The sequence below is a fragment of the Adonisia turfae CCMR0081 genome (assembly GCF_011009555.1).
GTDB lineage: Bacteria > Cyanobacteriota > Cyanobacteriia > Phormidesmidales > Phormidesmidaceae > Leptothoe > Leptothoe turfae.
This window is the reverse complement of the sequence record NZ_QXHD01000004.1, coordinates 886,694-899,427: the sequence shown is the minus strand read 5'-3', so window position 1 is coordinate 899,427 and position 12,734 is coordinate 886,694. Positions and strand designations below refer to the sequence as shown.

Below are 12,734 nucleotides of genomic sequence, written 5' to 3'. Positions count from 1 at the left end.
ACTATTCAATCGCTTCGTAATCCGCCGTAATAGTTGCATCCAAATCAAACTCCGGATCATCAGCCAACAGATCTATAGCTTCAGGAGTGGCTACTGACGCAGGTTCTTCTACTGGAGTCGCTTCGGCACCAATGGGCTCAACAGGCTCAGATGTGGACATATCTGGAGTCGTCTCATCCATCGCAATATCATAGTTATCTTCATTCACCTGGCGATACATCTCAGCACCGATTGCAAAAATAGTTTGTTGCAATGCATCTAGTGCTGATTGAAGTTCTTCAGGCGTAATGTCCTTATTATGCAGGGCAGCCCGCAATGCAACCTCAGACTCCTGAGCTTGAGCTTTACGCTCTTCACTGATCCACTCAGCGTTCTCCCGCATCGTCGACTCATAGCTATAGAAGAGGGTGTCAGCCTTATTCTTCATTTCAGCAACGATCTTGCGACGAGCATCTTCGTCCGCGTAGGCTTCAGCCTCCTCGCGCATCTTATCAATTTCACTAGACGTTAGACCGCCTGTGTTAGTAATACGAATGCTCTGCGCCCGACCAGTGCCTTTATCCTTAGCAGCTACTTGCAGAATACCGTCAGCATCAATTTCAAAGGAAACTTCAATTTGAGGTATCCCCCTAGGTGCAGGTGGAATACCTGTCAGCTCAAATCGGCCAAGACTCTTATTATCCCGAGCCATCGCCCGCTCACCTTGCAAAGCATGGACTTCCACCGACGTTTGACCATCCGTTGCCGTTGAAAAAGTCTGCGACTTACTAGTTGGGATGGTAGTATTTCGCTCAATTACTTTAGTAAACACCTCACCTAAGGTTTCAATCCCTAGCGATAGGGGAGTCACGTCCAATAGCAATAAGTCCTTGACCTCACCTCCTAGCACACCCGCCTGAATAGACGCACCTAAGGCCACTGCTTCATCTGGATTCACAGAGCGATCAGGTGTCTTGCCGTTAAAGTAATCAGTGATAGCCTTTTGAACAGCTGGAATCCTTGTAGAGCCACCTACTAGTAGAATCCGATCAATGTCATCTGGCGTCAGCTCAGCATCCTTCAAAGCCTGTCCTACAGGTTCTAATGTTGCTGCAACCAGCGGCTTCGCCAACTCTTCAAATTTAGTGCGGGACAGCTCAGACTCCAGATGTTTAGGTCCAGCTTCATCTGCTGCAATAAAAGGCAAATTAATAGATGTTGTAGCCCGAGTCGAAAGCTCAATCTTGGCTTTCTCTGACGCTTCACGGATACGCTGTAGAGCCATACGATCCGTTGATAGATCCATCCCCTCCTGGTCACGAAACTGATCCAACAAAGCGGTGACGATACTATTGTCAAAATCGTCACCACCAAGATGATTGTTACCAGACGTGGCTTTCACTTCAAAAACGCCGTCTCCGAGCTGCAGAATGGAAACATCAAATGTGCCACCGCCCAGGTCAAACACCAAAACAGTCTGATCCTGATCTAACTTGTCAAGACCATAGGATAAGGCAGCGGCCGTTGGCTCGTTGATAATACGCAACACTTCTAGGCCAGCGATCTTCCCAGCATCCTTGGTTGCTTGGCGCTGGGCATCGGTAAAGTAAGCAGGTACTGTAATAACAGCCTGAGTAACCTCCTCACCAAGATAAGCTTCTGCATCCTGCTTCAGCTTCTGTAGAGTCATGGCAGACACTTCTTGTGGAGTGTAAGCCCTGCCGCGAATTAGAACATCCACCGTGTCATCTTTTCCGCGTACACACGTGTAAGGCACTCGGGATCTCTCACTGGACGTATCTTCCCAACGACGCCCGATGAAGCGCTTAATACTGTAAACAGTATTTTCTGCATTCGTAACGGCCTGACGCTTTGCTAGCTGGCCAACCAACCGTTCTCCATTCTTGGCAAATCCAACGATGCTCGGCATAGTCCGCCCACCCTCAGTGTTAGTAATCACCTCGGGCTTGCCACCTTCTAGAACAGCAACACAGCTATTTGTAGTTCCTAAATCAATGCCAATAACTTTACCCATCTGAGAGCCTGCTTACTCCAGAAAATCACACAACTTTTTAGAAATAGACGTCCATCAACCAACCAACATTAGCTTGCACAGTAAATCCATATTTCTCTAAAAAATAAGAATTGGCAAAAACCATTCAAAGGATGCACTGACTTATAGCAAGCATTAGCCGTATGGACTAACCGATATAGATATATGCTTTAAGTAAAAAATTGCTATATGGTTACACCCTGTTGATAACTCTCAACCACAGAAAGTATCTGCAATGAGCACATTTGGAAAACATGCTTGAGCTACTCTCCAATATAAATACAATACCCAAAACCATAAACTCTAATAAAGCACCTTGATATTCAAGAAAGCTTCATAACCGAGCTAGCTTTAATAACTAGCTCAGCTATGTTTTGAGCAAGTATTTTTTACCTTCAATAGAGTTCGGAAGTTCGGAGTTATTCCTCTAAAGGAGTAGCAACTTTGACCATGGCATGACGCAAAACTCGCTCCCCTAAAACATATCCCCTTACTAATTCTTCAATAACTGTACCTTCAGCATGCTCATCTGTCGGTTCACGCATTACGGCTTCATGTAGATTAGGGTCAAATTCTTTACCCTCTGCTCGCATTGGAGCCACACCGATACGCTTAAGAGCTTCCACCAGTTGCTTATAAACACTCTGATAGCTCTTATGAACAGCCATTTCACCGTCATTTTGAGGCTTAATTTGAGCCCGAGCCCGCTCAAAGTTATCCACAACCTCTAACATATTGCTAATGGTATTGCACTTGATTTGAAGTTCAAGGTCTTCTTTCTCACGGCTCGTACGCTTACGAAAGTTTTCGAAATCAGCTGTCAGCCTTAAATATTGACTACTCCTATCCTCCAATTGCACTTTTAGCTGTGCTACTTGTTCTTCCAAATTAGAGATAGCAGCCAAATCATCTGGAGAAGCATCCGCCCCCTTAGCCGCTACATCATTGGAGGCAACCTCAGGCAACTCATTCTCAAAATCTATATCTATATCAGCGTCTTCAACCTTAAGCTCTTCAATATTTTCATCCACCTCATTGATCACATCAGAGGCTTCATCCTCTTCCATAGAATTACTTTCCGCTGGATTAACGTTTTCTGCCGGATTAACGTCCTCTACCATCGTTTAACCTCATCAATAACAGAACATAGGGGGTAACCATTGCCTTAGACGCTGATATTTTAAGCGAGTTGCGCCACGCTAAGACCCCGTTTATGTAAGGATCCAGATCAAAAACCACGTTTCTAGCCTAGAAAGCCCAACACCACCCTGGTCTGTAGTCTCTATACAATCACCTTAGACGTATCACAATAGTGCATTTTGCAACGTAATGACTACATAAAATTAGGGCAGGCATCACATATATTTTCGATTGCCATATTCATTTTCAACTCACAATGCCAGTATTGCGGCTAGCTGGATGCTATTGTTCAAGCTATTATCGGGAAATGAAGCAGCGTTGTACGATACGCTGCAACGTTTGGGAGCATCCTGAATTTACAGGATAAAGCCCCCGATTGTAGCTGTCTACAGAAAAGCGTTTTGTGGGCAACCTTCTGTAAGGATTTTCTGCGGCGACTATGACCAATTCCTCATCATCATCTCGGAAAGCGCTTGTTCTACAAAGAAGCTTTTCACCATTTAGCAACCAGCTAATTCAAGCAGGTTACGTTGATACTGACCAAATGCAACAGGCATTGGTTGAAAGTCGAAAGTCAGGACGCTCGTTAACTGATGTATTAGAGTCACTGACTGGTCAGCAGCTGAGTCCAGAACTCCTACGACAGTATAAGAAACAACAGCTATTCGAACTTAAGATCCTCTACGGGGTAGAGTCACTAGATCCAGAGCTTGAAAGTGTATCTGATACAAAAGTTGGCAATTTAATTGACAGTTTAATTCCCGTTGATATCTGTCGCCGCCATCGTTTACTACCGCTTTCTCAAACCACCCAAGATGATATTTCCACGGTACTCGTGGCCATGGTGGATCCAGAGAATTTAGAGGCTCAGGATGATCTCAATCGCATCTTACGCCCGAAAAATCTAAAGTTACGCCGCATGGTTATCACCGTTGAAGACTATCAACGGATGATTTCGGCATATTTAGATGATCAAGTTGCCAAGGAAAAGCAACGAGATTTTGAACAGGCTGTAGATGTTAACTCAAATTTAGAGGATTTAGACCTTGATGATGCCGGACTTGAAGATGCCCTGGATGAAGAAGCTGATTTAAGCACAGCAGTTCAGGATGCAGGTGCAGCTCCTGTTATCGCATTAGTTAATAAAATATTAGTTAAGGCTCTCCAAGAAGGGGCTTCTGATATTCACGTCGAGCCGCAGGAAGACTTTTTACGTATTCGGTTTCGCCGTGATGGGGTTCTACGTCAGGCCTTTCAAAAATTTCCTAAAAAGATTATCCCAGCGGTTACAGCCCGCTTAAAAATCATTTCTGAGCTAGATATTGCAGAGCGACGTATTCCCCAGGATGGTCGGATTCGGCGAGTATTCCAAGGACGTAAAGTTGACTTTCGGGTTAGTACTATTCCTAGTCGCTATGGTGAGAAAGTCGTTTTACGAATTCTAGATAATACCAATACCCAGCTTGGTTTGGATAAGCTGATCACGGATGATGAAACTCTGAATATCGTTCGGGAGATGACCAATTCCCCCTATGGGTTGATTCTAGTAACGGGACCCACAGGTTCAGGTAAGACGACGACCCTTTATTCAGTCCTGGCAGAGCGCAACGATCCTAGCATCAATATAAGTACTGCGGAAGATCCAATTGAATATGCTCTACCGGGCATTACTCAGGTACAAGTCATTCGTGAAAAAGGCATCGACTTTCCACTGCTTCTGCGGGCATTTTTACGGCAAGACCCCGATGTAATTCTGGTCGGTGAAACCCGTGATACCGAAACAGCTAAAACAGCCATTGAAGCAGCACTCACCGGCCACCTTGTATTAACGACCTTGCATACCAACGATGCAGCAGGTGCCATTTCCCGTCTAAATGAAATGGAGGTGGAAGCTTTCCAAGTATCCAGTTCATTAGTGGGTGTGCTGGCACAGCGTCTGGTACGGCGAGTATGCACCGATTGCAGAATAGCCTATACCCCCAGTAGTGAAGAGCTGGCCCGCTTTGGCCTTAGTTCTTCTAGCGGTGACATTAAGTTTTATCGAGCCCATACGGTTTCTCCAGAGCAAGCTGAAACGGATAATAATACCGGTGCGCTTTGCCAAACTTGTCAGGGTTCAGGCTATAAGGGCCGAGTAGGTGTGTATGAGGTTATGCGTATAACCGAAGGCTTGCAGAAAATGATTTCTGATGGGGCACCTGCAGAACATATTAAGGAGGCTGCCGTCGAAGAAGGAATGCAAACCTTGCTGTCTTACAGTCTTAATCTTGTGGAGCAAGGCTACACAACATTAGAAGAAGTAGAACGCGTGACATTCACCGATACAGGCTTGGAGGCCGAGCTCAAGGCCAGACGTAAGAGTGTTTTAAGCTGTTCCACCTGTGGTGCCGAACTACACCACGACTGGTTGGATTGTCCTTATTGTCTAACACCGCGCTTCCAAACTAGTTAACTAAGCTAACTAGATGTAATTCATAAGGTTGAAATGGGTACAATCATCTCCATTACTTATGTTGAGCTCTGCTGACCAGCTTCTCTATTTCCTTTATTTCTCTGCTTATAACGATTTTGTAGATATCTACCCGAGGTGGCCCTATGGAAATGATGATCGAAGACTTGATGGAAGAGGTGGTTGAGCGAGGCGGATCTGACCTTCACCTTTCAGCAGGTTTGCCCCCATACATTCGGGTTAGTGGTCACCTCACCCCGACTGAACATCCACCGCTGACACCTGAACAGTGCCAACGACTGATTTTCAGCATGCTCAATAATACCCAACGGAAACACCTAGAGCAGACTTGGGAGCTGGATTGTTCCTACGGTGTTAAAGGCTTAGCGCGTTTTCGTGTCAATGTTTATAAGGACAGAGGCACCTATGCCGCCTGTTTAAGAGCGCTGAGTTCTAAAATTCCAAGTGCAGATTTACTAGGTCTCCCCAATATCGTAATTGAGCTAGCTCGAAAGCCCCGGGGGTTGATTTTGGTGACTGGGCCAACGGGGTCGGGCAAGTCGACCACATTGGCTTCGATGATCAATGATATTAATCATTCCAGGGCTGAGCATATTCTGACAGTCGAGGACCCGATTGAATTTGTCTATGAGCCCATTAAGAGTTTGATTCATCAACGCCAGATTGGTGAAGATACTAAGAGTTTTGCCAACGCACTTAGGGCAGCGCTACGGGAAGATCCTGATGTCATTCTGGTGGGTGAGATGCGGGATTTAGAAACGATCTCCCTGGCAATTTCAGCGGCAGAAACAGGACACCTTGTTTTTGGCACCTTACACACAAGTTCTGCGGCGCAAACTGTAGATCGAATGATTGATGTGTTTCCACCGGGACAGCAACAGCAAGTACGCGTACAGCTTTCTAATTCTCTGGTTGCCGTTCTCAGTCAGACCCTTGTTCCTAAAGCAAATCCCAAACCTGGTGAGTTTGGTCGTGTAATGGCTCAAGAGATTATGGTGGTCACCCCAGCGATTTCTAACTTGATCCGAGAAGGTAAAACCGCTCAAATTTATGGTGCTATTCAAACTGGCGGTAAGCTGGGCATGCAGACGTTAGAGATGGTTTTAGCGGATTTGCATAAAGCTGGCACGATTAGCTTTGAAAGTGCCATAGGCAAATCGTCCCGAGCTGACGAATTACAGCGCTTGATCAATGCAGGTGGTGCCGGTACCACTAGTGGTACCGGTACTCCCAGGAATCAACAGCGTGGTCGTTCTGCTACTGGTGCACGCCGTTAGTTAAAGGTTGATGTCTGATTTACCAACTCCTTACTAGTTAACGTTGGGGGTTGCCTAAAAATCAGGCAACGCTGTATAAAGCCTTCCATAACTTATAAGCCTAAAATTTGCAGAGGTAAAATCCATGCCTACCTATGTTGCTACAGGTCGAGACACCACAGGTCGCACGCGACGTGAGAAGGTTGTTGCTGATTCGCCTGGTGAAGCTCGCACCATGCTTAAGGAGCGTGGAGTTTATATTCAGAGCATTAAGCAAGATCGAGGCTTGAATTTAAATTGGGAGGATATGAAAACCTCTCTAGTTCAGGTTTCGGTTAAGGATAAGGCTGTTTTTTCGCGTCAGTTTGCGGCTCTAGTCAATGCTGGGGTTGGCCTAGTCAGAGGCATTGGAATTTTGGGTGAGCAATGCCCTAACCCCAAGTTAAAGAAAGCCCTGCTGGAGATCAACTCTGATGTCCAACAGGGAAACAACTTATCTGACTCGATGCGCAAGCATCCAGCTAGCTTTGATCTGCTCTATGTGAGCATGGTTCAGGCAGGAGAGGTCGGTGGTGTGCTGGATGAGGTTCTCAATCGTCTGGCAAAGCTTTTGGAGGATCTAAATCGCTTACAGAACCAGATTAAGTCTGCTATGGCTTATCCAGTAACGGTAGGGGTTCTAGCGGTCACCATTTTTATTGGTATGACGGTCTTCCTGTTGCCCATCTTTGAAGAGATCTTTATTGAGCTTGGGGCAGAGCTGCCAGCTTTTACGCAGTTTATGATCAACATAAGCCGATTTCTGCGTAATCCTCTCCTGGTTTTGTTAACGATTGCAGCCCTAGTGATTGCTGGAATTGCGTACAGACAGTACTACAAAACTCGCGCTGGCCGGGAAACAATGGATCGTCTGTTCTTGAAGCTGCCTCTATTTGGTGATTTAGTTCAAAAGTCAGCAACTGCAAGATTCTGCCGCACATTTGGCTCACTTTCGCGCTCAGGTGTTCCCATTTTGACAGCCTTAGAAATTGTTCGAGATACCTCTGGCAACCAGGTGATTGCCAATGCAATTGAAGAGGCTCGTTCAGAGATTCAGACAGGGGGCATGATCAGCCTGGCTTTACAAAGACACCAAGTCTTTCCTGTTATGGCCATTCAGATGATTAGCATTGGTGAGGAAACAGGTGAATTAGACCAAATGCTGATGAAAGTCGCAGACTTTTATGAGGATGAGGTTGAACAAGCCGTTAAAGCCTTAACCAGCATTATGGAACCCATTATGATTATTTTTCTGGGGGGTATGGTTGGTTCAATCTTGGTGGCTATGTATTTGCCGATCTTTGCACTGCCCGGCGCAATTAGCTAATGAAGCCTGAATTAGCCCCAGTTTGAATGAGTTGGACAATGGCAAATAGTAATTCAATTTTGCACCCATGGATGTTTAGCTGTAGCTAAACATCCATGGGTTTTATAAGCACTATTGGAGTACTTCTTTAAGTTTGTGCTGATTCCAAAGTTGCTGATATAAACCAGCACGCCGGACTAAACTATCGTGGCTGCCTGTCTGAACGATGCGACCTTGATCCATTACGATAATGCGATCGCAATTTGCCGCAGCTGACATCTGGTGAGTAATAAAAATCACCGTCTTGCGCTGGGTACCGTGGGATAAATTATCCAAAATTTGAGTTGCCGTTTGGTTGTCAACACTAGACAAGGCATCATCAAGTACCAAAATAGGAGCATCCACCAGCAGTGCCCTTCCCAACGCCGTTCGCTGTCGCTGACCTCCAGACAACGTAATCCCGCGCTCACCCACAACGGTGTCATATTGGTTAGGAAAATTGGCAATCTCGTTCCGAATCTGAGCGAGTTTTGCCGCTTGCTCAATCTCAGGCATTTCTGCCAACGGCACCCCATAGCGCAAGTTATTTTTAATTTTGGTACTGAATAAAAAACTGTCTTGGGGAACAAAAGCAATTGCCCGTCGCAGATCTGGCAGAGCTACCTGGGTCACATCGTAATCATCTATAAACAGGTGCCCTTCCGGAATTTCTAAAATCCGGGGTAGGGTTTTGGCCAGTGTAGATTTACCCGAACCAATGGGGCCCACTAAAGCAACGGTCTCCCCAGGCTCGATAGAAAACGAAATATCCTGAATCGCTGGCGTATCAGTGCCAGGATATGCATAAGTCAACCCTTGAGCCTGTAATCGGCCAGATACTTCACCCACAGGCAAAGATGATGCCTTGGCAACGCTCGCCACCCTCGGCTGAGCCGCAAAAATTGCCTCAATGCGGTCAACACTAACCTCACCCCGCTGATAGGACGTAATCGTAAATCCGAGCAGAGCGGTTGGAAAAACCAGGTTATTGACGTAAAGCAAAAGGGTGACAAAATCGCCTACAGCCAACGTGCCTGCAGCAATGCTGCGAGCCCCCACCGCTAAAATAATGGCCAAACTTAGGCTAGCTAAACCTCCCAGCAACGGAAAGAGCGTATTACGGGTACGAGCCAGGGATAAATTAGCCTCCAGTACTTCATCATTACGCTGAGCAAACGCTTGTTGCTCGTTTGTCTCCTGAGCGTAGATTTTGATCAATCCAATGCCACTCATATCCTCTTGAATCAGGGTGCTCAGGTCAGACAGTGACTGTTGAACATCCAACTGTTCTTGCCGCAGACGATTGCTAAAGGAGCCTACCAATAGCATCATGACCGGATAAATAGCCAACGCCACCAACGTTAAACGCACACTGATACGCAGCATCGCTGGCACAGTAAAGCTATAAGCAAATAGGATATTCGCCAAGCTAAGTACGGCAAACCCTAATAACCGGCGAATATTATCCACGTCACTGGTGGCTCTGTTGATCAGATCACCAATGGTATTTTCTGCAAAATAGGCAGGCTCTAACGACAGCAAATGCTCAAAAATGCGCTGTTTAAGATCGAACTCAACCTTACGCCCCACACCAAAGATCAGCACTCGTGACGCCATACGTATTACCCACATGACCGTGGCTAATACCAAAATCAACAGCACATAGCGCAAAATAGTGCCCTGGCTAAAGGCAATTTTGAGGCGCTCAACTGCATCACCAATAATTAAGGGAATCCATACGCTCAGGATATTAACCACCAAGAGGGTTGAAATACCCACGAAAAGATGTCGACGATGTGGTTGAAGATAGCTGGTTAGATACTGCAGCCTAGACTTTGCCATAAAAGTACTCGAAACGCTTCTGCAGCCATCGCTGCTTCACTATCGTAGTACCCTAAAGCCCAGCTTGCCTTTTAGTACAAGCTGAGCGGTGATGACCCTAAGCAGTGATGGCTAATGTTAGAGTTCGATATTAGAGTCCCAACCAAAGTCGAAGTCAGGGAGCCAACCCCGTAGAAAATAGTAGGTGGATGTCAGCACTTCATCCCAATAGCGGGATGTTAGCTGTAGGGCATCTACATTAGGAATGATGTCAGGCAATCGGGAAAACGTATCATTCCCGGACCATGTATTGACTGAGTAAAAATCTGTCGGCTTAGCAATGACCTGCATATCCATATTCTCAAAGGTCAATGCCGAGCGTGTCATCGTCATGGCTGGAGCCACCAGCATAATCCGTGGATCGGTCGGCTCATTGCGATTATTTCTCGCCGGTAGTACCTGCTGATTACGCAAAAAACGATCTACCCTATCAGCTGTGCCATGGACGTTCAAACCAGTGGACTCAAAACGAATATTTTCTCCAGGCACTCCATTATTAACCAGAACCGTTCTAATATTCTGGCGCTTGACCTGACTAGCTTCACCACTTCCACCGGGGTCAGCGGTCACAATTACAAACGGATCGGCACCTGCTTGACGAGCCTCATTATAAAGTTGAGATCCATAAATTAAGCGGGGTACCAGCGTTGAGTTATATGCTTGATCACTCGCACTTTGAAAGGCAACGGCTCCTTGCGAATCTCCAGCATCATTACCCAGCACCACAATCGCCCCTGTCCGGTCTAATCGCGGTCCTTCTAAACCGGCAGGACAAACCTCAGCACACTGGGCCGCTCTTGCAGCAAATGCCTGCTGCACTTCTAGCTCTGAGCGGGCAACGATGAAGCGACTAAAAATCGGCAGGCTGGTAATGACCAAAATAGCCAAGGCCGCTGCCACCTGCTGCCCTTTTACTTTTCCCACACCGTCACTGATTGCAGATCCCAACAGCAAAATTGTTGCCCCGAGAGGCGTCAATGGCAATGAGAGCAGCCGCCAAATAGTTCCAATTGTTTCATCATTGGGATCTGCAAAGGAGGCAACAATCAGAATCAGAACAATTACTCCGCCAAACCAAGTCAGGTACTGTTTTGGAATGATTTTAGTCAGAATGTACCAAACTAAGAGTCCAAGAGTGGCCCAAAGTAAAACACGGGTAAGCAGAACAAGCATGGGAACCTTCTAAAAAACAGGCGCAAGGGAGATTGTTCAAAAGTTAAGCACATTAGTTCATTTTCGGCTACCGGGTCGGCCCCTCAAGCCGGAACCACTATACCCGGATCTGTACTTAGATAGGCTCGAAAGTGAAAAACATTTGTCAAAACAATAGGACATCAAGGTAATCGTCAAAACAAAATTTCACGTATGCAGGGCCTAAGTCACCCAATAAAAAAGGGTCCAATAAAAAACGGGAGCCCAAAAGATGGACTCCCGTTTAAGCATCGCTAATCAATGTCGCTACAACTGATAAGTTACAGTCCTAAACCAACTTCAAATTTGGATATTGGGCAATAACCTCATCATTCGTTAAGGTTTCACCACTGGCCTGGGGCGTCCACATTACCTCAACCGCCACGAGTTCATCACTCGGAATCGCCCCAACTTGGTTTAAGGCTTTGTGCAAGTCTTGCTCGGAATTCACGTTAGGCAGCGTCAACTTACCTTGGGCAGCAACAATCATGGTTGCAATAATGTATTCACCACTCTGTAAATTGCCGTCAGCGTCGGGCAACGTAGCGCTATTACCACCAGAGATTTGATTATTAACGTTAGAAACTGCTTCATGGCTGAACTTACTTCGCTCCATCAGCGCCAAGCGATTAAATTCCACCTCAGCAGACGTTAGCTTGGTTTGGACGGTTTCAGTATCTGCATAGGCCCAGTATTCGGGATGACGTAGCAGCGACAGCGTACTTTCTTGTAGTACTTTGCTCAGCCCAGCCGATGAGCTGGTGTCTGAGGAGGTTGCTAAGCGGTTAAGGTCGTCCTGAAGGTGGCGAGCCTTGGCCAGTAATCCCACCTGTAAACGAGCGACAGAAACCTTTGGATTAGGCGTGTAAGTCTCTCCTTCGCCAAAGCCAGTGGAGCGGAAGCTGCGGACCAGGAAGGATGCGATCGCAAAAAAGATTAGCAAGCTAAATAGGCCACCGCCACCAAAACCAAACAACGGCATCACCAGTGGAAAACCAAAGCCAAACCCGCCGCCAGGATAGTAACCACGAGACGGACCTTGATAGCTACGGGGCGACGAATACGTCCGACCAGAGGATGGGCGAGCCCGAAAACTGCCGCCACCAATGCGCCCGCCAGCACGGGCAGCTAAAGCGCTATCAGCCTGAGAGAACACTAGAACCAATGCCAGGAAACAAACCAAGAACGGCTTGAGCAGTGGGCGTAACCAAGACGTAAATCGGGTTAGCTTAAATCGACTCATGATGCAGGGTATAGAAAAACGCTGAGACAGGTCTACTAAGGCTCTACTCAGGCGGGAAAACCCACCAAGGTGTAGCCCTCCTTACTTTAACGTTTTTAGTTAGACCATATGGTGAGTCAAAAGAGGCGGGATTACCG

At 46.6% G+C, this 12,734-nt stretch carries 8 protein-coding genes; 3 read left to right on the top strand and 5 right to left on the bottom strand.

From position 1 onward, the window contains the following. Position 1: 1 nt before the first annotated feature. Positions 2 to 2,014 (bottom strand): molecular chaperone DnaK, encoded by a 2,013-nt coding sequence (gene dnaK, locus DXZ20_RS08075; protein WP_163662723.1) that lies wholly within the window; start codon positions 2,012 to 2,014, stop codon positions 2 to 4. Between the two features lie 437 nt (positions 2,015 to 2,451). Then, a complete protein-coding gene (gene grpE / locus DXZ20_RS08070) occupies positions 2,452 to 3,153 on the bottom strand; it encodes a nucleotide exchange factor GrpE (protein ID WP_250565678.1) in 702 nt (233 codons plus the stop codon). A gap of 458 nt (positions 3,154 to 3,611) precedes the next feature. On the opposite strand from grpE, the gene DXZ20_RS08065 reads away from it, so the two are divergent. From DXZ20_RS08065 to DXZ20_RS08055, 3 genes are all read left to right on the top strand, one after another. Next, positions 3,612 to 5,624 (top strand): GspE/PulE family protein, encoded by a 2,013-nt coding sequence (locus tag DXZ20_RS08065; RefSeq protein WP_163697538.1) that lies wholly within the window; start codon positions 3,612 to 3,614, stop codon positions 5,622 to 5,624. A gap of 143 nt (positions 5,625 to 5,767) precedes the next feature. Continuing rightward, positions 5,768 to 6,919: a type IV pilus twitching motility protein PilT gene (locus DXZ20_RS08060; RefSeq protein WP_163662728.1), complete on the top strand. Its 1,152-nt coding sequence runs from the start codon at positions 5,768 to 5,770 to the stop codon at positions 6,917 to 6,919. 124 nt (positions 6,920 to 7,043) lie between these two features. Next, positions 7,044 to 8,264, top strand: a complete 1,221-nt coding sequence (locus tag DXZ20_RS08055; RefSeq protein ID WP_006516386.1) for a type II secretion system F family protein — start codon at positions 7,044 to 7,046, stop codon at positions 8,262 to 8,264. A gap of 111 nt (positions 8,265 to 8,375) precedes the next feature. On the opposite strand, the gene DXZ20_RS08050 is transcribed toward DXZ20_RS08055, so the two are convergent. The 3 genes from DXZ20_RS08050 to DXZ20_RS08040 form a co-directional block, all read right to left on the bottom strand. Beyond that, positions 8,376 to 10,124, bottom strand: a complete 1,749-nt coding sequence (locus tag DXZ20_RS08050) for an ABC transporter ATP-binding protein (RefSeq protein ID WP_163697536.1) — start codon at positions 10,122 to 10,124, stop codon at positions 8,376 to 8,378. Positions 10,125 to 10,241: 117 nt separating this feature from the next. Further along, complete coding sequence (locus DXZ20_RS08045) at positions 10,242 to 11,336, bottom strand: YdcF family protein (RefSeq protein WP_163662731.1); 1,095 nt, start codon at positions 11,334 to 11,336, stop codon at positions 10,242 to 10,244. Positions 11,337 to 11,643: 307 nt separating this feature from the next. Beyond that, a complete protein-coding gene (locus DXZ20_RS08040; RefSeq protein WP_163697534.1) occupies positions 11,644 to 12,597 on the bottom strand; it encodes a DUF1517 domain-containing protein in 954 nt (317 codons plus the stop codon). Between the last annotated feature and the right edge of the window lie 137 nt (positions 12,598 to 12,734).

What these genes read in the sequence shown, in the direction of transcription:
- dnaK (WP_163662723.1), bottom strand. Translation starts at nt 2,014, where the DNA reads ATGGGTAAAGTTATTGGCATTGATTTAGGAACTACAAATAGCTGTGTT.
- grpE (WP_250565678.1), bottom strand. Translation starts at nt 3,153, where the DNA reads ATGGTAGAGGACGTTAATCCGGCAGAAAACGTTAATCCAGCGGAAAGT.
- DXZ20_RS08065 (WP_163697538.1), top strand. Translation starts at nt 3,612, where the DNA reads ATGACCAATTCCTCATCATCATCTCGGAAAGCGCTTGTTCTACAAAGA.
- DXZ20_RS08060 (WP_163662728.1), top strand. Translation starts at nt 5,768, where the DNA reads ATGGAAATGATGATCGAAGACTTGATGGAAGAGGTGGTTGAGCGAGGC.
- DXZ20_RS08055 (WP_006516386.1), top strand. Translation starts at nt 7,044, where the DNA reads ATGCCTACCTATGTTGCTACAGGTCGAGACACCACAGGTCGCACGCGA.
- DXZ20_RS08050 (WP_163697536.1), bottom strand. Translation starts at nt 10,124, where the DNA reads ATGGCAAAGTCTAGGCTGCAGTATCTAACCAGCTATCTTCAACCACAT.
- DXZ20_RS08045 (WP_163662731.1), bottom strand. Translation starts at nt 11,336, where the DNA reads ATGCTTGTTCTGCTTACCCGTGTTTTACTTTGGGCCACTCTTGGACTC.
- DXZ20_RS08040 (WP_163697534.1), bottom strand. Translation starts at nt 12,597, where the DNA reads ATGAGTCGATTTAAGCTAACCCGATTTACGTCTTGGTTACGCCCACTG.